Source organism: Bacteroidetes bacterium GWF2_43_63 (assembly GCA_001769275.1).
Taxonomy (GTDB): Bacteria; Bacteroidota; Bacteroidia; order Bacteroidales; family DTU049; genus GWF2-43-63.
This window is the reverse complement of record MEOQ01000010.1, coordinates 54,112-75,909: the sequence shown is the minus strand read 5'-3', so window position 1 is coordinate 75,909 and position 21,798 is coordinate 54,112. Positions and strand designations below refer to the sequence as shown.

General features: G+C 42.3%; 19 protein-coding genes. 11 read left to right on the top strand and 8 right to left on the bottom strand.

The window, feature by feature from the left end; translation table 11 throughout:
* Nucleotides 1-283: 283 nt before the first annotated feature.
* The gene (locus A2W93_06010) at nucleotides 284-1,822 is read right to left on the bottom strand and encodes a magnesium chelatase (protein ID OFY55973.1); all 1,539 of its coding nucleotides are present in this window, start codon (nucleotides 1,820-1,822) and stop codon (nucleotides 284-286) included.
* A 96-nt stretch (nucleotides 1,823-1,918) separates the two neighbouring features.
* Between A2W93_06010 and A2W93_06005 the strand changes: the two genes are divergently transcribed.
* Complete coding sequence (locus A2W93_06005) at nucleotides 1,919-2,338, top strand: hypothetical protein (protein ID OFY55972.1); 420 nt, start codon at nucleotides 1,919-1,921, stop codon at nucleotides 2,336-2,338.
* A gap of 5 nt (nucleotides 2,339-2,343) precedes the next feature.
* On the opposite strand, the gene A2W93_06000 is transcribed toward A2W93_06005, so the two are convergent.
* A complete protein-coding gene (locus A2W93_06000; protein ID OFY55971.1) occupies nucleotides 2,344-2,706 on the bottom strand; it encodes a hypothetical protein in 363 nt (120 codons plus the stop codon).
* A gap of 326 nt (nucleotides 2,707-3,032) precedes the next feature.
* Nucleotides 3,033-5,138 (bottom strand): ATP-dependent DNA helicase RecG, encoded by a 2,106-nt coding sequence (locus A2W93_05995; protein OFY55970.1) that lies wholly within the window; start codon nucleotides 5,136-5,138, stop codon nucleotides 3,033-3,035.
* A 288-nt stretch (nucleotides 5,139-5,426) separates the two neighbouring features.
* Here A2W93_05995 and A2W93_05990 point away from each other — a divergent pair, with 288 nt between their 5' ends.
* Genes A2W93_05990 through A2W93_05960 form a run of 7 tightly spaced genes read left to right on the top strand, consistent with a single transcriptional unit; the run spans nucleotide 5,427 to nucleotide 15,383 of the window.
* Entirely contained in the window at nucleotides 5,427-5,852 is a 426-nt protein-coding gene (locus tag A2W93_05990) for a hypothetical protein (protein OFY55969.1), read from the top strand.
* A gap of 6 nt (nucleotides 5,853-5,858) precedes the next feature.
* Nucleotides 5,859-11,852 (top strand): hypothetical protein, encoded by a 5,994-nt coding sequence (locus A2W93_05985; GenBank protein OFY55968.1) that lies wholly within the window; start codon nucleotides 5,859-5,861, stop codon nucleotides 11,850-11,852.
* An 11-nt stretch (nucleotides 11,853-11,863) separates the two neighbouring features.
* Nucleotides 11,864-12,181: a hypothetical protein gene (locus tag A2W93_05980; GenBank protein OFY55967.1), complete on the top strand. Its 318-nt coding sequence runs from the start codon at nucleotides 11,864-11,866 to the stop codon at nucleotides 12,179-12,181.
* Nucleotides 12,182-12,229: 48 nt separating this feature from the next.
* A complete protein-coding gene (locus tag A2W93_05975) occupies nucleotides 12,230-13,267 on the top strand; it encodes a hypothetical protein (GenBank protein ID OFY55966.1) in 1,038 nt (345 codons plus the stop codon).
* Entirely contained in the window at nucleotides 13,252-14,013 is a 762-nt protein-coding gene (locus A2W93_05970; protein ID OFY55965.1) for a hypothetical protein, read from the top strand. The genes A2W93_05975 and A2W93_05970 overlap by 16 nt, the downstream gene beginning before the upstream one ends.
* Before the next feature lie 23 nt (nucleotides 14,014-14,036).
* Entirely contained in the window at nucleotides 14,037-15,023 is a 987-nt protein-coding gene (locus A2W93_05965) for a hypothetical protein (GenBank protein OFY55964.1), read from the top strand.
* A gap of 12 nt (nucleotides 15,024-15,035) precedes the next feature.
* Entirely contained in the window at nucleotides 15,036-15,383 is a 348-nt protein-coding gene (locus A2W93_05960) for a hypothetical protein (GenBank protein ID OFY55963.1), read from the top strand.
* A 63-nt stretch (nucleotides 15,384-15,446) separates the two neighbouring features.
* Here A2W93_05960 and A2W93_05955 read toward each other — a convergent pair whose 3' ends face one another.
* Nucleotides 15,447-15,647: a hypothetical protein gene (locus tag A2W93_05955; protein ID OFY55962.1), complete on the bottom strand. Its 201-nt coding sequence runs from the start codon at nucleotides 15,645-15,647 to the stop codon at nucleotides 15,447-15,449.
* 81 nt (nucleotides 15,648-15,728) lie between these two features.
* Nucleotides 15,729-15,947 carry a hypothetical protein gene (locus A2W93_05950; protein OFY55961.1) on the bottom strand — a complete coding sequence of 73 codons (219 nt, stop codon included), beginning with the start codon at nucleotides 15,945-15,947 and terminating at the stop codon, nucleotides 15,729-15,731.
* Here A2W93_05950 and A2W93_05945 point away from each other — a divergent pair, their 5' ends adjacent.
* Nucleotides 15,948-16,799 (top strand): hypothetical protein, encoded by an 852-nt coding sequence (locus tag A2W93_05945; protein ID OFY55960.1) that lies wholly within the window; start codon nucleotides 15,948-15,950, stop codon nucleotides 16,797-16,799. It begins immediately after the preceding gene.
* On the top strand, nucleotides 16,792-17,322 hold the full coding sequence (locus A2W93_05940) for a hypothetical protein (protein OFY55959.1): 531 nt from the start codon (nucleotides 16,792-16,794) through the stop codon (nucleotides 17,320-17,322). Before A2W93_05945 ends, A2W93_05940 begins: the two co-directional genes overlap by 8 nt.
* Here A2W93_05940 and A2W93_05935 read toward each other — a convergent pair.
* Complete coding sequence (locus A2W93_05935; GenBank protein ID OFY55958.1) at nucleotides 17,315-17,515, bottom strand: hypothetical protein; 201 nt, start codon at nucleotides 17,513-17,515, stop codon at nucleotides 17,315-17,317. The genes A2W93_05940 and A2W93_05935 overlap by 8 nt on opposite strands.
* A gap of 959 nt (nucleotides 17,516-18,474) precedes the next feature.
* Here A2W93_05935 and A2W93_05930 point away from each other — a divergent pair.
* Nucleotides 18,475-19,476, top strand: a complete 1,002-nt coding sequence (locus A2W93_05930) for a hypothetical protein (GenBank protein OFY55957.1) — start codon at nucleotides 18,475-18,477, stop codon at nucleotides 19,474-19,476.
* Between the two features lie 13 nt (nucleotides 19,477-19,489).
* Here A2W93_05930 and A2W93_05925 read toward each other — a convergent pair whose 3' ends face one another.
* A complete protein-coding gene (locus A2W93_05925) occupies nucleotides 19,490-20,455 on the bottom strand; it encodes an AAA family ATPase (GenBank protein OFY55956.1) in 966 nt (321 codons plus the stop codon).
* Nucleotides 20,456-20,457: 2 nt separating this feature from the next.
* Nucleotides 20,458-21,798, bottom strand: coding sequence for a hypothetical protein (locus tag A2W93_05920; GenBank protein OFY55955.1), 1,341 nt, complete (start codon nucleotides 21,796-21,798; stop codon nucleotides 20,458-20,460).

The window sequence follows — 21,798 nt, the reverse complement described above, 5'->3', positions numbered from 1 at the left end:
TACATCCGGCTAAAGCCGGATGCTATTATTGTTTGACATCCTCCGGACGTCAGTATTGTTTTAGGAATAAACAATGTCTTTTTTGCCGGGACACCATTTGAGCATCCTGAAAATTGTATAAATGTATATATCAATTTCTTACAAAATTGGAAATTTCAAAGTGTCGAAGTCAGGAGCCATACCAAAGGCGTGCTGCATTCCAAATTTTAAAAGGCTGTGGGCGCATACATTTGATACACTGAAGCAAAGTGTAGAATTAGCCGCCTAAAATGTAAACATGGTACTACATCATTCCCCACGTTTCCCGGTCAAGGCTACGGTACTGAATGGCTTCGGCCAGATGCTGATTTTCAATACAGGTCGAATTATCGAGATCGGCAATGGTTCTTGCAACTTTCAGAATCCGGTCGTAGGCGCGGGCCGACAATTTCAGTAAATCCATTGCTTTTTGAAGCAATTGTTCTCCTTCGGGCTTAAGCACACAATGCTTTTTCATGAGTGCCGGGGTAAGCTGCGCGTTACAGGTTACCTGCCCATGTTCCTGGTAGCGGCTTTGCTGAAATTCGCGGGCAGCAATGACCCGGTTGCGAACAGTCTGCGACGACTCGCTTTTATTTTTATCGGTAAGACTGCTGAACGGCACTGGAGTCACTTCAATGTGAATATCGATGCGATCGAGCAACGGTCCTGAAATTCTGCTTAAATAGCGACGAATGCTGCCCGGCGCACAAGTGCATTCCTTTTCAGGATGATTGTAAAATCCGCAAGGGCAGGGATTCATGGCCGCAATCAGCATGACCGAAGCCGGATAATCGACGGTGAAACGCGCCCTGGATATTGTAACAATGCGGTCTTCGAGCGGTTGCCGCATAACTTCAAGGGCGGAGCGCTTGAATTCAGGGAGTTCGTCGAGAAACAATACTCCGTTGTGAGCAAGACTAATTTCGCCTGGTTGAGGGTAGGAGCCGCCACCGATAAGGGCTACATCACTACATGTGTGGTGTGGAGCTCTGAATGGCCTGCTTTTGAGCAGCCCGATGCCTTGAGGTAGTTTGCCTGAAACCGAATGGATTTTAGTTGTTTCCAATGCTTCGTCGAGTGACATGGGCGGCAGAATGGTCGAAAGCCGACGTGCAAGCATTGTTTTTCCGCTGCCTGGCGGACCGATCATAATTGCATTATGCCCACCAGCAGCAGCAATTTCCATTACGCGTTTCACATTTTCCTGACCTTTCACATCGCTGAAATCGACAGGATAGGCCGCTCCCTTTTCTTCATTAATAGAATACCCGAATGGGCACGGAAGATTTTCAGTGGTTCCTTCGAGAAACTGAACCACCTGACGGATATCATGCAGCGCAAAAACCTGAAGACCTTCTACTACTGAGGCTTCGTGCGCGTTTTCGGCAGGAACAACAATGCCTTTAAATTTGTTTTTACGCGCTTCGATTGCAGCAGACAAAACTCCCTTGACGGGAACCAGAGAGCCATCCAGCGATAATTCGCCGACAATCATTATCTCAGAAAGACGCTCACTGTCGATCTGGTGCGAGGCAGCAAGAACTGCAATGGAAATTGCAAGATCATAACCAGAACCTTCTTTTTTCATGTCAGCCGGGGCCAGGTTGATTACAACCCTTCGGCCAGGATAGCGATAGCCGTTATTCACCAAAGCCGACCGGATACGTTCAATGCTTTCTTTTACTGCATTGTCAGGCAACCCTGCAAAGAAAGTTTTTGTTCCAGGTTGGATATCCACTTCGACAGAAACCGTGTAAGCTTCAATTCCCTGAATGGCGCAACAGTAAGTTTTTACAAGCATAAATTATTGTCAGACATTGATTAACAAAAATAATCATTTACTTAGTTGCTTTTCTGACAAAATGGAATTAATTTTGTAGTACCGGACAAAAAATTTATGAAACGCTTTATCCATATTTTCCTGATTTCTTTGATTAGTGCAACTTTCATGGTTGCCTGTCAGCCAGACGACGACGATGATATTACAAACGATCCACGCGAAGACTATCAGGGAGTGTGGCTCTGCAACGAGGTTGGAGGACAGTCCTATACTGTCAATATTTCAATTGACACAACCACTCAGTCGCAGATAAAATTATTCAATTTTCATCACCAGGGGTTCGAAGAGAAGGTAAATGCTGTTGTTGCAGGTACTTCTCTGACGATTAATCCACAGACCATGTGTCTTGGAACACTTACTGTTGAAGGTACCGCTACTATGCAGAGCAATAAAACCTCAATGAATTTTTACTACACAGTGAACAACGGGGTGGACCTTGATACTATTCAGGCTGTTTATACCAAACAATCTTCGTAGAAAATTCACTTCTTATCCTGAAGAATAGTCTCCATTATAATCAGACTGTCGAGTGCCTGATTGGTCAGCTGTTGCAGCTTTTCGGGCTGACGCGACCAGTACTGATATGAGCGGGTTATTTTCGACGTGTCGCAATTATATTTTTCAAGCATCAGATCGTAGTAGTGCACGGAATGAAGCGAGACATCCTTGCCAGAGCGTTCCAGCTGCCGCAATGAGGCTTCGGTGAGATAGAAATCAATCAGCAACAACTTCATGGAATCTTCGGTAAACACTGAGTCCGGGCTTATTTCAGCCGTTTGTTTTTTAAAAGAACAAGCCGTAGAAAGCACTACTATGAGTGATATAGAAATCAGCTGTTTGAGCATGATGCAAAGATACAAAAGAGTGGTGAGTTGTGGGCAGCCAGTTGTCAGTTTTCCGCTAAGTTGTTGTTGAGGTCACGCGTCAACGTAAAACGTTGCAAGCAGGAGACGCGCGCCCAGTGCGTGTTCAAGGACAAGCAGCTTTCAGTAATCAGCATTCAGCGATCAGCTCTGAGAAGAAGCTTTGTCATATTACTTTATATTTTCAAATCACCGAATCTTCAACCGAGCGATGAAATTGTGAGCTCAACTTGTCCTGTTTTACGGGATGAACACCATTGAAAACAGTTTAATGAGTGAATAAATTATCACATCAGAACATTATTTTTTCAGGCGATGTCGGAAAGTGCAAGTCCTTTGAATCGATCTCTCAGAGCGGATTTCAGACATGCGTTTTCTGGTTTTGAAAGTGTCGGATCCTCTGTGCAGATTTGCTCTGCTGTTTGTCGGGCAAAAGTAATAATGTGGTCGTCGCGAACAATGTCGAGGTGAGCAAACTCGAATTCACCGCTCTGTCTGGTTCCCATCATGTCGCCGGGACCGCGCAGTTTCAGATCGGCTTCGGCAATTTTGAATCCGTCGGTGGTTTCGAGCATGGCTCGTAGCCGGACTTTGGCTTCATTACTCAGGTTTTTACCACCAATCAGAATGCAGTAGGATTGAAAATTTCCACGACCAACTCTTCCGCGCAACTGGTGGAGCTGCGAAAGACCAAATCTTTCAGCATTTTCGATCACCATCACTGACGCATTGGGAACATCAACCCCAACTTCAATGACAGTTGTTGAAACCAGGATGTTTGTAAGCCCGCGCACAAAGCGCTTCATGACAAAATCTTTTTCATCCTGAGGCATGCGGCCATGCATTATTCCGACTTCGTATTTAGGCATTGAAAAATCACGGATTACAGCTTCATATCCGATTTCGAGCGCCACGAGGTCCAGCTTTTCCGATTCTTTAATCAGTGGGTAAACAATATAAATCTGCCGTCCTTGCCCAATTTGTTTACGTATCATTTCGATGACGTAGTAGCGCTGGTCGTCGTAGTAGAATTTTGTATGAATTTCCTTGCGCCCGGGCGGGAGCTCATCAATAACGCTTACATCGAGGTCTCCGTAAAAAGTGAGGGCCAGCGTCCGGGGAATGGGCGTTGCCGTCATCACCAGGGCGTGAACCATTTCCGAACTCTTGGAATGAAGCCGGGCACGCTGCATGACACCAAAACGGTGTTGCTCATCGATGATAGCCAGACCGAGATTTGAAAACTCAACCGGATCTTCAATCAGAGCGTGAGTTCCAACAATAATATGTATTGATCCATCGGCCAGCGACTTCAGAATTTCTTTCCGTCCTTTTGATTTTGTGCTTCCTGTGAGTATTTCAACGCGGAGTCCCAGGTCGGTGATCCATTTTGAGATGGTTGCGAAATGTTGCTGGGCAAGAATTTCGGTCGGAGCCATTAAGCAAGCCTGATATCCGTTGTCGATGGCCAGCAGCGCAGCCATCATAGCAACAACTGTTTTTCCGCTGCCAACATCGCCTTGCAGTAATCTGTTCATGCGATAACCGCTTCCAAGATCCGCTCTTATTTCGCGGGTAACTCTTTTCTGAGCCTCTGTCAGAGCGAAACTCAGCGAATGATTATAGAAAGCGTTGAAGTGTTTTCCAACCTGTTTACAAACAATTCCCGTTGGCGTTTTTTTTCGGTTATCAGCGTTTATTTTATGTCGGAGCTGCATCAGGAGCGCTTCTTCGAAGCGAAATCGTTTCAGGCTTCGGTCAAGACTGTTTTCATCCTCCGGAATATGAATGTTTTTGTAGGCTTCGTTGATGCCGGGCAGTTGCAGCGATTTCAGTAAAGAAGCGGGCAGGGTTTCTTTCATCAGCCCGTTTGTTTTTTCGAGCGCTGAAGCGACAAACATGGAAATGGCCTTTGAATCTATTCCTTTTGATTTCAGCTTTTCTGAGGTTTGATAAATGGGCTGAAAGCGGCCAGAAAAGGGCAGGCGATTGAATTCATCCGGAGTCAGAATTTCCGGATGAGCCATGTAAAGCTGTTTGCTGAAAAGGCCAACTCGGCCGAAAATATAATATCTCGTACCGGTTTTATACTTGTCGGTAACCCAGGAAAAGTTTTGGAACCAAATAATTTTAATGGCTGCGCTGTCATCATGAAAAATGGCTTCCAGTCTTGCATGACCGGTTTTGCCGACTTTGACAAATTCATCAAAAAACCCAGATATCTGCACAAAATTATCATCGCCCGACAAGGATGCAATGGGTGAAATACGCGTACGGTCGATATAACGAAAAGGGAAATAGTTGAGCAGGTCCTGAAATTCAAAGACCGACAATTCCAAATTCAAAATTTCAGCCCGGGCCGGACCTACCCCTTTCAGGTATTCGATTTTATTGTTCAGAACTGACTCGGACATAGGGCAAATATAATAATAAAGAGTGGGTGCAAGCGTTTTTGGACGGAATCGTTCAGTATTTGCGTTCGCCAGTGGTTGAACACATTTACAGGTCTACATTAATCAAATGTATTTGATTAATGTATCCAATAGATTCAACTCTTCTGGATTCAGCTGATTCATGGACGGTTTTGTTTCATTTGGAAAATATTCATTTTTGCACATAAGTTAAACAAAGGTTAACAGGGGGGGGGGTAAATAGTAAATGTAATCTTTAAAAGTTTTTCTTTGCAAAAAAATTCCAATCTTATGATAAAACAATTTTGTTTACTGGCTTTACTTTTATTTTCAGGCTATGTACACCTTTGTGGGCAAACCAATATTTCGTACTCATACGATGATAATGGCAATCGCTATAACAGGACAGTATTATTGTTGAAAGCTGCAGAAGGATACGATACAACTCAGACAGAGGAAGGTATGACTTTGAATATGGCTGAGCTGGTTATAACTGCGTTTCCTAATCCGACTATGGGTGAAATTACATTGTCCGCCAGTGATAATATTGAGCAGGGAGTTATTCACATTTTTGATTTGTCAGGCCGATCAGTAATTACTCAGGAGTTTACCGGCCAAACTACAAGCGTTGACCTCATTAACCAGAACCCAGGGCAATACCTTATGATAATTCAAGCTGGCAATGAAAGAAAAGAAATAACAATCATCAAAGAATAAGTTTATATGAAATCAAGAGCATCAATAATTGTTGTCTTTTTCCTTTTATTATCGCTTAAAGGATTTTCACAAAGAACGCTTGACACGAATCTTCCAGTCGGTTTTACTGAAGGATCGTATGCAGTGAGCCCATCGGGTGCTGCCACTTATAGTATCCCAATTTATGCGGCACCAGGCACAGCAGGCATGGTTCCCCGTATTTCAATCAATTACAATAGTCAGTCAGGACTTGGGCCTCTCGGCATTGGTTGGTCAATTGCTGGTTTGTCTTCGATTGATCGTTGCGGTAAATCATATTTTTATGACCAGGCAAATACTGAAATTTCAAATACCAACAGCGACTGGTTTCAGTTGGACGGAAACAGGATGGTTTTGATTAGCGGCAGCTATGGTGGAAATGATGCCGTTTATGCGGGGGAATCCGAAAACTTTGACAAAATTGTTTCTTACGGAACAGCTGGTAGCGGACCTGAAAAATTCAAGGTTTTTACTAAGGACGGATTGACAATGGAATATGGAGGCACCCCTGACAGCCGAATTGAGGTAATTGGAACAGAAGGATACACGCCTCAGCAGGGAACTGTACGTAGCTGGAAGCTGAACAAAATTTCAGATCAAAGCGGCAACTATATGACTTTTGAGTACATTGAAGAAGGCGGAGCAGCATGGATAAGTAAGATTTCCTATACAGGGAATGCGGCAGCTGGTTTGACCCCGTACAACAGTATAGAATTTTCCTATATAAGTGCAGCAAATAATCCCGGGAAAAGAATGATCTATCAGGGTGGCGCAGAAGTTCTGGTTGACAAGCTGATCGATTATATTGCCGTAAAATGTGAAAGCAGCCAATTCAAGAGATATGATATGGTATATTCAGGCACACAGGATATCCGGCTGACAGAAATTGTTGAATATGGCAGCGACAACAGTCATTTCAATTCCACTTATATTGAATGGAGCCCTTTGGTTCCAACTATTACGGCACAAGAAGTTGATGTTAATAATGCTGTTTATACAGCTTCAGGCGATTTCAATAATGATGGGTTTTCCGATTTTATTTACACAACCAGTGGATTAAACTGGGTATGGAATATCCGGCTAGGAAGTGCAACCGGGCTTGGAAACACCGTTTACAGTGGTACAGGGCCTGATTATATTACAGGATTATCTATTGGCGATGTAAATGGTGATGGAAAGGATAATGTGTTTTTTTTTACTGCTGAAACGCCTTCATTATATACTGAGCAAAGTTATTTGATTTATAACTTTGAAAACAACACCCTTGTAAATTCTTCTGGTGGAACTGTGGCATCTACTGACAAACTCGATGTACAGGTTCTGGATTTCAACGGCGATGGCCCTGATATATACGGGCAGAATGATTATGTCATTTACACAAAACTAGGTGGATACGTGGTATATTCGTATCCAATCAGTCAGTCTTTGTTCCCATCCGGGTTGGTTTTTGGTGACCGTGATTTCGCATTCGATTTCAATGGCAATGGGAAAACCGATTTGGTAAAGATTATCCCCTCTTCCCGATTAGTCTCAGTGTATGAGTATGATGCTGCCTCAAATTCTTTTATTACCCTGGTCAGTAACTTTTCGACACTTGATTTTGAGACCGCTATTCCCGGCGATTTCAATGGTGACGGCAGAGGCGATCTGTTGATGCAGCAATATGACTACGAATATATTTATTACAGTACCGGGAAAGTTTTCAGATTTTTTGATGCTGATCCGGGCAATGGAGGCAGTGTTGTATCAGGAAACAACTTTTTCAGTGATGATTATGTGGTTTCTGTTCAGGATTTCAATGGTGATGGCTCCAGTGATATTCTTCAAATAAAACAAGAATACCATTACGGATGGGAATATTCATATTATTCAAACGATTTCAGATTGTACAATTATTTCAGTAATTATATTGATGCTCCAATTCTCGAATCTGTTTTCAACAACGATATTCACAGAAGCTATGATGGAGGCTTATGGGATCCTTCAAAAGCACAATTCGGCGATTTTAACGGTGATGGGAAAACTGATATATTTACGGGGGATTCCATTTACTATTTTATGAATCAGGACAAAGGAAAAACGGTCAGTAAGATTTATAATGGGTTGAACGATTATGTGCAGTTTAATTATAAAACACTGGCACAGGATGATGAATACAGCACCAACAATGTAAGCACACCTTACCTCCCTTTCAATTATCCGATGCAGATTGCTTACTCTGTAACTGTTCCCGATGGCATTGGTTCAACAAACACTACATGGTTCAATTATAGTGATGGCGCTTTACACCCGGAGCTGGGTTTCACCGGATTTGGAAAGGTCTCATTCAAAAACAGTTTAAACATCAGACAGACTACCGAGTTTAAAAACACCATTTTCACTTCCGGTGGGCAAAAGCATTTCTATGTTGCCCCGGTAAAACAGTCTGTGGCAAATGAAAGTGCAATTCCGGTTGTATCGTTGTCGCAAACCGACATTAATACCGACTCTGTTGCATTAAATCTGGGCAAATCTTTTTACACTTATGAAAAAAATATTGTTTCCAACGATTATCTGAAATCAGTAAAAACAAGCGCAAATAATTATATTGATGCAGCCACTGGCAACATAATCAATGCATCGGTGAAATATTTCAACTCCGGCGAAACTGTTCCGGTAAAAACGGATAGTGTGTATAAAACTTATACAACATTCGGAAGCTGGCATGTTGCATCGCGTGTAAGCAGCGAAAAAACCATTCAGACCCAGCGAGGAAAAACTGCTTATTCGCGGCAGGTAAATTACGATTACAATGATAATGGCATACTTTGGCATACAACTCAGGACCCTTCGAAGGCTCTGGCTGTAAACAGTGTTTTTGATACTTTCAACTCATTCGGCAGCCCAACCCATATTACAGTCTCAGCAACTGGAATCAACAGCCGGACATCAAATGTTTTATATGATACCAAAGGCCGTTTTATAGTTTCCAAAACCAATCCGCTCAGCCATACTTCTACAACCACGTGGGACAGCAGATGGGGCAAACCGCTTACTGAAACAGGTATTGACGGACAAACTGTTGAATACGCATATGACGCATACGGGCGCCTGTCCAATTTTACCAATATATACGATACTGTTTCAACCTATGGTTATCATTGGTGCAGTAGTCCGGAAAATGCCGTTTATTTTGCAATAGATGCCATTGCCGGTGCACCGGATGAAACAAGATACTATGATTTAAAGAATCGAAAAATCAGAACACTGAATCAGGTGTTTGACGGGCAACCAATTACTGATGTTCAGTATAATACTCATGGACAATTGTACAGAGCTTCGAAACCTCATTTTGGAACACCCAAATGGATTACATATAGTTATAACGATGCATTTGGAAGAAAAACCTCGGAGCAGGAACAGGATCTTACAGCTGCCACCTGGGATTATAATGGGAATACGATTACCTATACCAATCCCGGGGGGCAAGTGACTGAAACCCTCTATGATGCTGCCGGGCGCGTACAGAGCGTTGAAGACGATATGAACGGGCTCATCTCCTACAAATACAACAGCAATGGCAATCCGGATACGGTGATAACCAATGGGAGCAATACCTTGATGCAGTATGATGATTATGCAAACAGACATTCTCTTTCAGACCCTGATGCAGGCACAAGTACTTTCATTTACGATGCACTCGGACAACTGATTTCGGAAACTGATGCAAAGTCACAGACCCGAACGCGGGAGTATAATGGTATTGGGCAGATTAAAGAAATGGAGGGCCCGGAAGGTATCACAACTTACTCTTATTCCCCCTCAGGTGTATCGAAAGAAAAGCTGTCCCAAATTACAGGATGGGATTCAAACACTATCACCTACGCATACGATACTTACGGCAGACTTAGCAGCGATGCATTGTTTGTTAATGCAGCATCAAAGACAATGACCCAGTCCTATGCATACGATGCATACGGGCGTTTGTCGCAGCTCACCTACCCGGGAGGATTTGCGGTAAAATACGCCTATAATACACAGGGCATTATGTTCAATATCAAACGCGGCGACACTAATTCCAGCATCTGGACTGCTGTTACACGTACGGCCATGAACCAGCCTATGGGTTCAGAGCTTGGGAACGGAATGGTGGAAGGATATTCATACGACAATTACGATAATGTCTCTGCTATTGCATATACCTACTCGGAAAGTGGGGGAACTCTTTCATCAATGGATGTTGATGAAAGCACAGGTGAAGGAGACGGGCTGGATGCGACAATTCTTTCGACGGTTACATATTTCCGGACATCCTACACATGGAATAGTGCCACCCGCAACCTTACGACGCGCTCGAACACAATCCGTGGTTTATCTGAAACATTTACTTACGACGACCTGAACAGGTTAACAAACGTGCGTATCGGAACAACCGACTATCCTACCGGCTTTAACATTAATGGGAATATTGAATCAAAATATGATGCAGGCACCTACAGCTACGGATCTCAACCACACGCGGTTTCAGGCATTTCGGCTCCTTCGGGCAGTGCCATTTCTACTGTTGAGCAGAAAGTATATTACAACCCGTTCAACAAAGTGAAAGGAATAAGACAGGGCACTGATTCGCTCACCATTGCCTATTCACCAGCCATTGAACGCTGCATGCAGAAGGAGTATGAAAGCTCTACCCTCAAGCGTACAATTTACTACTTCCACAATTATGAAGAGTATGTGACGGTTGGAGTTTTGAAACCAACCAAATATCACTACATTTACACCCCGGACGGACTTGTAGCCATTATGAAGCAAATTGGAACCACCAAGACCATGCAATACGCCGCCAAGGATCACCTCGGCAGTGTGATGGCGCTGTACAGCGACACCCGCACCCTGATAGAAGAATTCTCCTACGATGCCTGGGGCCGCCGCCGCAACCCAACCAACTGGACCTACACCAGTGTGCCCACAGCCACCAACACCCGCCACGGCTACACCGGCCACGAACACCTCGATAAATTTGCGCTTATAAATATGAACGGCCGTGTATATGACCCTATAATCGGAAGATTTCTGAGCCCCGACCCATACATTCAGGCGCCCTATTTTGCGCAGAATTTTGACCGGTATTCGTATGTGTGGAATAATCCGCTGAAGTATGTGGATCCGAGTGGGTATAAGACAGATTGGTGGGAGTCTGTGAAGAATTGGTATCACTATCATATTAAAATTTATTTGCGTAGAAATACATCAGCATCAAGTGGTCTTTGGGATGACCCGTTTACGACTGACGATCCCTGGGTATTTGGTTCATCTACGGGTGGCGGTGGAGGCGGAGCCCCGGCCGGAAGCAGCGCTGCAAGCGGCCCTGGATCGGGTGGCGGTGGCGGTGGAACAGCACCTTTGGATTTTGGTGGTGATGGGGGTCCTGGAGATCCACCAACTGGAAATATTGCAAGAGATAGAGCGCACAAAAATTACTTGTCAAGATTTCCACAAAAAAGATCATATTCGTCAACACCTTCGGTCAATAACTCAAACATAAATACTGGGAGTGGCCCGGGACTGATATTGTCTGGTGTGAATGGAAATGCAGCATATGGAATTGGAGGAATGTTTGATGTTGGAATACTCAGAGACAGTTATGGAAATAAGAGAGGATATGTTACTGTTGGCGGTATGTTGGGGTATGGACAGAGTTTAGGTTCTGGCATTTTTTTGACGAATGCGAATTTCCATTATTCTGAAATGGAAGGATGGGGAGGAGGTGGTAGTTTTTCCGTTGGAGGGCCATTATCTTTTGAAACGTTTGGCAATATTGATCATGGAGCTGTTTATGATTATTATTGGAATAGATTCTCCGCATATGGCGCAAATATTGGTGGCGGGAAATCCTGGGGTTTAAATTTGTCATACACATGGACATTTGATTTACCAACCGAAACTGAAAGGCAGGTAGATCTTTTCATAAATGATAAATTATATTTCATACCTTCTTATTAATATAATTCACTATGAAATTGTTTTGGTTGTCATTTTCACCAGCGATATTATCTGTAATTCTTTTCGTAATTAATCAGATACTTGGATTAAACAAATTTATTTTTAGCCAATTAAAAGAAAACGGAATTGAAATCCATGTGAAAGAATTTGGTTTCAGGCTTGAGTTTATTAAAATGATTGTGGAGTATAACCGATTGCTAAAACGAAAGAAAGATGTGTCAAAAAAAGAGCGCTTCATTTGCCGTTGGGTTACTTTTGAAATTATTTTTGGGTATGTGAGTTTTATATATTTTCTGGTTTTTGTGTTCATTGTATTTCGCAATTATTAATAAGAAAATGGGGAAATATAAACAAGATGTTTTTCATAACTTCACCCCATGAATCCGGCATATGATAATTCCGAAGTACTTACCAGTGGCGCAATAACATACAATTATGTGAACTCGCGCGCTGGTGTCGGCTCTTGTGTGGGCCACCGCAACCCCGCGCCCCGCTGTCATCCTGAGTGTTTCGGAGCGCAGCGGAGAAATGTATCGAAGGATAGACAGTGGGCACCCACCAACACCCGCCACGGCTACACCGGCCACGAACACTTAGATAAGTACAATCTTATCAATATGAATGGAAGGGTGTATGACCCCATAACCGGCAGATTTCTGAGCCCCGATCCCGTTTTGCAGGATCCCTCCAACGCACAGAACTACAACAAATTCAGCTATGTGCTGAACAATCCGCTGAAGTTTACGGATCCGAGCGGGTATTGGTTGCAGCCAATTTCTCACCGGATTAATCTGTTTGACATGCTGGACATAAACAGAGATCTTAATTTGGATCGCGAAGCCCATTGGCAGGCCATGCACAGTGGTGGAGATGAGACGTATGCATTTTTAGCTGTATTATGCGGCGGCAGCGGTAGTGGTGGTGGCGGAAATATGTTTGGCCCAAATCCTACGGCCAGCGCGCCGGAGGGTGAGGATGTAACAGGTGAAGTTGTGGCAAGAGAAACAGGGCTAACATATCAACTTGGTTATAGTTTAATTGAGGGAGTCGGTGCTTTCAGTGGATTTTTTATTTCTTACAGCTTTATTGTTCAAGCGAGTAATTCAAAGTACCTTTTGTCTGTCAGTGCATCTGCGTGGGCTCCTTATGTTGAGACAGTAATGGATAACATTACATACTTTGGCAATGTGGAAATTTATGATGAAAATGGAAATTTTGTAAGCAAGGAAACGCTGGGTGCTGATTTTTTTGATCATGGGTCAGATATTGGAATCACTGGATATTCCTATATTGGTATATCAAATGAGAATATTAAGTCGGGATATAGTGCTAAACTTTCAGTTTCATATTTTGCTTCGTCAAGTTTTCAAGGTTCCTATGCTGGACCAGTTTTCACACATTGGTTTTCGTTTTGAAAATATTTAAACTGACGTATATGAAAAGCTTAACTATAATCACTAAGACGCTTCTTCTGTCCGTAATGATTTTAATCATTTTGTTTTTGTTTTCTTGTTCAGATCATGACAGCAAGAAGGACAGAGTTGAAAATAATTTGACTGAAAATCCAGATTCATTAACAGCTGAGATATTATATAACAAGGCCCTAGAAATTTTTCTAAAGACTGGCAATCCTCATTTCGGGAAAGACAGTGCAGATTTAAAAGCAGCTCTAATTTTGTTGGATTCTTCTTTGCAGCTTGTTCCAAATAATAGAAAATATATTCATTTTAAAGGGGATATTCTGCTTCGGCTTGGCTTGATTGCAGATGCCATAATAATATACAAACATGAGTACATGTCATTTGATTCAACAAAAAACGATTATTCCTTTTATCTGGGTTTGTTGAGTTATCATCTCAATGAACCGGATTATAAAAGATATTTCAAGAATGCAATGTGCGTTTATGATCAAATATCTGAGGAAAAATCTCTTGATTCATTTCAGAAATTTAACATAGAGTCTTTATACATATATTCGCTTTTTTTTGTTGATTCAGTTGCAAGCATTAATAAATACATTCCTTTTAGAGAAAGATATATGAAAGAGGCTCCCTATTTGTTTAATTTTGATTTGCGAACATGTAATAAAGCAGATTTGGTTGGTTATTTTGTTTTTCAAAACACCTTTAATGGTTCCCAGCCAGATAAGAAAAAACACTAGTAAAAAATTCATATCTTCACCCCATGAAAGCAACGGCCGGAGTTTATGATGCTTTTTCTGATTGTGTGTTAACGCAGAATTGTGTTAATACGCGCGCCGGTGCTGACCGCCGCCGCAACCCAACCAACTGGACCTACACCTCTGTGCCCACGCCCATCAACACCGGCCACGAACACCTCGATAAATTTGCGCTTATAAATATGAACGGCCGTGTATATGACCCTATAATCGGAAGATTTCTGAGCCCCGACCCATACATTCAGGCGCCCTATTTTGCGCAGAATTTCGATAGGTATTCGTATGTGTGGAATAATCCGCTGAAGTATGTTGATCCGAGTGGGTATAAGGCTGATTTGAGGAGATGGTTTTACTATCATGTTTTTCTTTATATGAAAAGGCAAACATCAGGATTAACTTTTGATTGGGATGATCCATTTACGACTGATGATCCCTGGGTATTTGGTGCATCTACGGGTGGCGGTGGAGGTGGAGGCGGCGCCCCGGCCGGAGGCAGCGCTGCAAGCGGCCCGGGTGCAGGTGGACATGGTGGAGGTGCTGGAGCTCCATTGGATTTGGGTGGTGATGGGGGACAAGACAACCCTGATGGATATTGTATAAAGCATACTTTAATAAATAACTCAAAGCATACAATTTATTATAAGCCTGACACTGGAAATGATTGGGATGCATTACCTCTTCGTCCAGGAGAATCGATTTGTACACCTGTTGATGGAATTAATGTTAATGGCAAAGTTTATAAAATTGCTGATGGATATGATTATGTATTAGTGAACGAATCTAATAAAGTTGAATATAAATATCCATGGTATTATTATTTTAATCCTGGCGTTAATGAAGTTAATTCAGAATGGCTTCACAAAAAAATATTCAATGAAGATGGTTCTAAAAAGTACTATGAGTATCCTGTAGGTAGTGGAAATTATTATTGGGATACACAGTGGTGGAATATTTTCTTCCCTTACTTTCAAATTTCTGATCCGCGACATTAACAGTTTGTCCTCATGGAAACATTTCGAAAAGCAATCAACTATTTTAGTTCCTATTGGATCGTAGTTTTATATGGCACAGCATTGTATGTGTATCTAAAAACTGGACAGCTTCCGGAGTTTTCACACCCCGATCCAAAAGAGGCAATACCTGGGTTTGAAACTTTATTCATAATGTTTAATTATTCAGTATTTTTTATTCTGGCTGGATTTGTTTTGAATTTGATTTTTATCATCCGGAAATGGAATATAAAAATAATTTTTCATGATGGTTCATTTGTATTCTATTTGATTAATGCAACGCTTTGGTTAATTAATAGTAGAGTGGATTTTCTTGGTGTTACAGAATGGTTTTTCGATTAGGGTTTTTTATACAGCCAAATCTATGACAAAACCACAGCATCTTTGCACCAGCCACGACAAATCCTAAACACTCATCCCAATATTGGTAAAATACAGAATTTCAACAGAATACATCAAAGCCGGCCACAGCGCCGGCTTTTGTGATTTTTTGAAAATATTTTGTAGCTTTACAATGTGAAAACGATGCGGAATACAAAATGTTTTGGGTGGCGGGCTGAGATGACCGCTGTCTCCTTTGAGGAAGATTTCTCCACTGTCCGACATTTCGACTTCGCTCAATGTGACAGCGGCGGAGCTGCGGAGGCCGGGTTCCGGTCTGGTTTTCGGCTTGGGAGCGATTCATTTTCACGCTGGGAACATGCGGACGCATTCATATATAATTATGTCAAACAGCACCCAGAGCACGTGGCCACAGCCCCCCGCAAATGTCACACTGAGCGGAGTCGAAGTGTTGCATTGCGGGAAGCCACCAATACCCGCCACGGCATATCTGCGAGCCATCGGATTGATTGTTCCCTCAACATTTGCAGAATCACATATTCTCACATCGACGAAGTCGCACATGTGCAAAGCGCCACATTTTCACATTGCAATACAAACGGCCGCGTATACGACCCCATAATCGGAAGATTTCTGAGCCCCGATCCCGTTTTACAAGACCCCACCAACGCACAGAACTACAACAAATACAGCTATGTGCTGAATAATCCGTTGAAGTATGTGGATCCGAGTGGGTATAGGTTAAGTTGGCTATGGAATTGGAATCGTCGGTACTGGACAGCACATGGACATGAAAAAAGATACTCCTCCGGATCATGGGGTGATTGGAATGATCCCTTTACAACTGATGATCCCTGGGAATTCGGCCTTTCTGGTAGTGGCGGTGGATGCGGTGGTGGCGGAGCCCCACTGGGAAGCAGCGCTGCAAGCGGTCCTGGATCGGGTGGCGGTGGCGGTGGAACAGCACCTTTGGATTTTGGTGGTGATGGTGGACCTGGAAACAAGGGAAATAAGTGGAAGTCTACAACAGCTGGTAAGCCGTTGAACAGGCCTAAAACAAACCCTCCAAAACGCAATTACACACAAGAACTACAGAACAACCCACCATCAAATACTTCCGGTAGCGAAGGACAAGAACCATATAATGAAAATGTTCTGAAAAAAATGGATGATGCGTTAGATGGTTCTAAACATAATAATGACATGCCATTGGTTAGAAACGCTGTCAATGCTTTTCCTCCATCTATGTTAGTTAGAAACGGAACGATAATTATCACGGGAAATGATCCATTTCAACCATTAGGGAAGCAGGAAAAAACAGGATTTGAAAGATGGGGCTGGCCAATAATTTCAATAATGACGCTGGGTGCTGATTTGCCGGTTCAAGTACTTATTCAAGTTATTACAAATGAATAGAGACTTTATTGTATTTGAGCACCTTCAATTATCACAGGCAAGAGTTGTTTTGTTGTTACTTTTAGTATTATTGCTGCTGTTGGTAATACTTGCAGGGTCATTGTTTCATTTCAGTACAAATACTTTTGCAGGATTAGTTTTCTGTTGTGTTGGACTACTGCTAGTGTACGGATTGGGGTTTAGCCGGTATAGAATTTCCGGCTACATCAGACTATATTTTGATACGATTGAAGTCATAGAGAAAAGTTGTGATCAAGTAAGTTCGTTTCAGATTTCAAAGATTAAAAGCATTAATCTAAAAATAAATGGAGTCTATAATGCTGATCCGGTCATGATAAGACCATTTTTTTCAGGGGAGCATAATTCATCAAAAAAGGCGATTAGTAAGTTGGTGCTTATAACAGAGGGTGAAAAAAATGTCCTGAAAATAAGGGCGAAAAGTATGAATTTTTGTCTGCTTGAAGAAATTCTTGACAGGTATAAAGCATCTGGAATTATTGTAAAAGCGACAATTTTCAAATAATTGCTGTCATGAAGAAGATCATTTTTATTTTTTGGATTCTATTAATAATCGGCATAGTCTTGAGATTTTTTCTTATAGCCGGTGGAATTTCTCTTGTGTTTTTTTCTTGTGCGGCACTGGTATTATTGTATTTTTTCTTTGGTTTATTTATTTTTACAGGTAGAGATGTCTCATTTAGAAAGAATTTTTTCATCAAATCGAAAATAGAGACAGAGCAAATCATATTATCAATTGTTATTGGAGTGCTGTTTTCAATATCTCTGTTCGGTATACAATCTCGTCTGCGTGTTCATGCTGGAGCAGATATTATTTTGTTAATGTGTTTGTTTAGCATATTAATTTTTTTAATTGTTGTATTATGCATTTCAAAAGCATCATTTATATTGATTATCAGGAAAAGATTAATACATTATGTTTTTATTCTCGTTGTTTGTACAACGTTGTATTTGGTACCGAATCGAATTTTGGTTGCAATAAAATTTCCGAATCGACCGGAAATCCAAAAAGCGTATATGGAATTTTTAAATAACCCTGATGATAAATCTGTAAAAGAAAAATTAGATGTTCTTTTAAGTGAGCAATATCAAAACTAAAAATATTTGAAATGAAATGATTTAATTAATGAAATGTTTGTGGTTAAGCCAAATATGAGAGGTTTGTACAATACCGGTGGAGAAGTTGCGGTCGCTTTGCAGGAGCCATGCAACATCCAAGATATATCCTAAATGCCCATCCCATTATTGGTAAACAACAGATTTTCAATAGATCCCATCAAAGCCGGCCACAAAGCTGGCTTTGAACTTTTTAGAAAAATATTTGTAGTTTAGCCTTGTGAAACCGATGATATACGATAGTGAGGTTGAATATAGGCGCACAATAACATCCACTTATGCCAATGCGGCCGCTGGTACGGGATGCGTGAGTGTGGCTCGCCGCAACCCTGCTACGCAACAATTCCGTGTCAATTCCTGCCCGTCATTCAGGTTGGATGGACGCAAAAATGTTGGGTGCGCTTTAGAATCTTTGCGTGATATCAACTAAATTCAGCGCCTCAAAAAAATGAATAGGCCTTAATTTTGAAATTTTGCACTCTTATAAAAAGCATATACCTTTGCCTGTACAATAATTTGCTCGCAAATCGTTAATAATGTAATGAAACTGTCAGGACATTTAATAATTTTCCTTTTGTTATCTGCTGCGACGCTGCAGGTTGCTGCGCAGAAAGAAAATCCTGTGGTTCAGACTCCGTCGACCGACAGCTTGATGGTGGCGGCAAATGCAATGTACAACGGAAAAACGGACATGGTCAGGTATGAAGCCAATGAGCTTTTTATACAACTATTAAAAAAAGACCTGAGAGATGAGGGCGCTTTCGACTTCGTTTACGACAGCATCCGGATATTATCCGTTATTTATCCGGAGGATCAAAAATTTAAAATATTTACCTGGAATTTGCCACTCAGCAATTTTAGAAATGAGAATTATGGATTGATGATGGTTTTCTCTGAAAAATCGCACAATTATAAATTGATCGAGCTGCGCGATATTTCGAACGATATTGTTAATCCTGAAAGAGAAATACTTAAAAAAGGACTCTGGTACGGCGCCGTTTATTATCAGCTGATAGAAAAAAAAATAGAAGGGAAAAAAGTGTACACCATTATTGGTTGGCACCCGACCAACGGGCTTTATCAGCAGAAAGTGATTGACGTGATTACTTTCGACCGTGCCGATGAACCTGTTTTTGGCCGGTTGATGTTCAGGGGAAAGGGATTTTCGAGCAGCAAGAGAATTATTTTCAGATACAGCGACAAGGTAGCTATGAAATTGAGGTTTGAAGAGGCGACCTACAACATCGTTAAAAAGAAAGTGAATAAAAGATACAACAGCCGCATTAATAAAAACAATGATGAAGCGCTGAAAACGCCAAAAAAGAAGACGGTGGTAAAATCGAAAACCGAACAGATGATTATTTTCGATATGTTGTATCCTTCACGAATTGAGCTTGAGGGCCAGTATCAATATTATTATCCACTTTCGGAAAAAGGCAATGGCTTTTATTTTGAAGATGGCCGATGGATTCACAGAGCAATGGAACCTGAAGAAGACACCGTCCAGGTTAAGCCGCTTAACAATGGGTTGATGCCAGATTGAGAAGGGTTGTACATTACAGCATTTTTGCAATAATCTCCCGTGAGCCGAGTCCTTCAGCTTCAGCTTTGTAATTTTTTACAATGCGGTGCTGCAGAACATTTGACGAGACAGCATGAACGTCTTCGATGTCGGGAGAATATTTCCCATTAAGCAATGCATGACATTTGGCGCCAAGAATGAGATATTGAGACGATCTTGGCCCCGCACCCCAGGCGATATACTGATCGGCTACAGGCGAAACGGAAGCGGTCCCAGGTCGTGTTTTTGCGGTCAGATTGACGGCGTATTTTAAAATATTGTCGTTGACAGGAACCCGGCGAACAAGATTCTGAAACATGACCAATTCTTCCTGCGACGTGATTACATTTGCTTCAGGCATTTTTTCCACGGTCGTCCGTTTCACAATTTCGATTTCTTCTTCAGTTGACGGGTAATCGAGCCAAATGCTAAACATAAAACGGTCGAGCTGGGCTTCGGGCAGGGGATAGGTCCCTTCTTGTTCAATAGGATTCTGAGTGGCCAGAACAAAAAACGGATCAGGCAAACTGTGCGTTTGACCAGCTACCGAAACTTCGCGTTCCTGCATGGCCTCGAGCAAGGCTGATTGAGTTTTTGGCGGTGTCCGGTTGATTTCATCGGCAAGTACAATGTGAGCGAACACAGGGCCTTTGATATATCTGAATTGACGGTCTTCGCCAAGGATTTCTGTCCCGATGATATCGCTTGGCATAAGGTCAGGCGTAAATTGAATACGGGAAAAAGATAGCCCCAGTGTTTTGGCGATGGTAGTGATCATCAGTGTTTTTGCAAGTCCGGGAACACCGATGAGCAATGCATGACCTTTGCATAATATGCTGATCAGAATTTTATCTACCACTTCATCCTGCCCTACAATAACTTTGGCAACTTCTGCCTTGAGCTGGCTGTATAATGTTCTTAGACCTTCGGTAGCTTCTACATCGTTCGTGTAACTCTTCATGCTTATTCCCATTTGTATTTAAAAATACATCCTTTAAAATCCTCCATGATTCTCACGTAGGTTGAGCTTTTTTTGGAGGCAATCCATTTGTCGAGCGCCTGGCGTTTCTTGGCATCGAGCGCAAATTGAGTGATGAGGTTGTAATCATCATTCAGTGTGGCTTTGTGCGGAACACTGCGGCTTTTCAGATACAATATCCGATATCCTTCTTTGCCATCGTCGGTCTGAAACAAAACTGGCTTGCTGATGCTCCCGGGTTCCATTTTGTCGATCGTAAAAAACACACTGGCGTCTACTTCTGTGGGTTTGAATTTTGTGCCTCCGCTGTAGGAATTCAGGATTAATCCTCCGTTGCCTTTGTATCCATCGGGGTTGTATTTATCAGATGCTGCAGGAAATGTAAGCGCACCCGATACAATTTGATTATACACCGTGTCGAGTTTCAATTTGCCTGCAAAAAGATCGGTCGGCGATGCCTTTACTGTGAGCAGAATATGACGAACATTAATGTAGTCGCCCTTACGATCGATCAACTGCAGTACATGATAGCCAGCAGGAGATTCGATCACTTCCGAAACATCGCCTGGGCTTTTCAGCGTAAAAGCAGCACCTTCAAATTCGGGGTACATCTGGCCGCGGCTGAACATTCCAAGCTCGCCGCCATTCTTTGCACTACCCGGGTCTTCGCTGTAGAGACGCGCCAATGCTTCGAAACTTTCGCCTTTTACAATCCGGGCTCTCAGATCCGAAATTTTTTGCTGAATATATTGTTTGTCGGTAGCCGAGGGTTGCGGTATCACAACTATTTGTCCGATTTCAAGTTCCGATTCAACATAGGGGATACTATCCGGACTCAGTCCGTTGAAGTACTTTTTCACCTCGGCCGGTGAAATATTGACGTTTTCAGTAATCTTACCCTGCATTTGTTGCACCATCAACTGGTCTTTGATCAGGTCCTGAAATTCATCCTTAATTTCCGGAATCGATTTATTGTAATATTTCTCGAGTGCTTCCGGACTTCCGAGCTGCTGAATGAAATAGCGCAGGCGTCGGTCAATTTCGCCCTGTACCTGATCATCGGTCACCACCAGCGAATCAATTTCGGCCTGGGTCAACAGCATTTTCTGCAGTAACAGTTCTTCAAGGATTGAGCACCGCAGTTCATCGGTCTGTTTTTCGCCCTGCATAACAAGCTGCCAGTATTGGGTTTCGACATCAGATAGCATGACGATTTTTTCGCCAACGATGGCTACTATTTTATCTATGGGTTCGCCAGTCGGTTGAGCCAGTACGGCAGTCGGCAGCAAAAATGCAAAAAGTACAGGAATAATCAGTTGTTTCAT

Bases quoted from the DNA above. Each gene is read 5' to 3' on its own strand.
- A2W93_05940 (OFY55959.1), top strand. From the start codon at position 16,792: ATGAATAGAGACTTTATTGTATTTGAGCACCTTCAATTATCACAGGCA.
- A2W93_05955 (OFY55962.1), bottom strand. From the start codon at position 15,647: ATGTCGGACAGTGGAGAAATCTTCCTCAAAGGAGACAGCGGTCATCTC.
- A2W93_05990 (OFY55969.1), top strand. From the start codon at position 5,427: ATGATAAAACAATTTTGTTTACTGGCTTTACTTTTATTTTCAGGCTAT.
- A2W93_05950 (OFY55961.1), bottom strand. From the start codon at position 15,947: ATGTGCGACTTCGTCGATGTGAGAATATGTGATTCTGCAAATGTTGAG.
- A2W93_06010 (OFY55973.1), bottom strand. From the start codon at position 1,822: ATGCTTGTAAAAACTTACTGTTGCGCCATTCAGGGAATTGAAGCTTAC.
- A2W93_05930 (OFY55957.1), top strand. From the start codon at position 18,475: ATGAAACTGTCAGGACATTTAATAATTTTCCTTTTGTTATCTGCTGCG.
- A2W93_05960 (OFY55963.1), top strand. From the start codon at position 15,036: ATGGAAACATTTCGAAAAGCAATCAACTATTTTAGTTCCTATTGGATC.
- A2W93_05920 (OFY55955.1), bottom strand. From the start codon at position 21,798: ATGAAACAACTGATTATTCCTGTACTTTTTGCATTTTTGCTGCCGACT.
- A2W93_05985 (OFY55968.1), top strand. From the start codon at position 5,859: ATGAAATCAAGAGCATCAATAATTGTTGTCTTTTTCCTTTTATTATCG.
- A2W93_06000 (OFY55971.1), bottom strand. From the start codon at position 2,706: ATGCTCAAACAGCTGATTTCTATATCACTCATAGTAGTGCTTTCTACG.
- A2W93_05995 (OFY55970.1), bottom strand. From the start codon at position 5,138: ATGTCCGAGTCAGTTCTGAACAATAAAATCGAATACCTGAAAGGGGTA.
- A2W93_05935 (OFY55958.1), bottom strand. From the start codon at position 17,515: ATGAAAAAATTCTTTCTAAATGAGACATCTCTACCTGTAAAAATAAAT.
- A2W93_05980 (OFY55967.1), top strand. From the start codon at position 11,864: ATGAAATTGTTTTGGTTGTCATTTTCACCAGCGATATTATCTGTAATT.
- A2W93_05925 (OFY55956.1), bottom strand. From the start codon at position 20,455: ATGAAGAGTTACACGAACGATGTAGAAGCTACCGAAGGTCTAAGAACA.
- A2W93_05975 (OFY55966.1), top strand. From the start codon at position 12,230: ATGAATCCGGCATATGATAATTCCGAAGTACTTACCAGTGGCGCAATA.
- A2W93_05965 (OFY55964.1), top strand. From the start codon at position 14,037: ATGAAAGCAACGGCCGGAGTTTATGATGCTTTTTCTGATTGTGTGTTA.
- A2W93_06005 (OFY55972.1), top strand. From the start codon at position 1,919: ATGAAACGCTTTATCCATATTTTCCTGATTTCTTTGATTAGTGCAACT.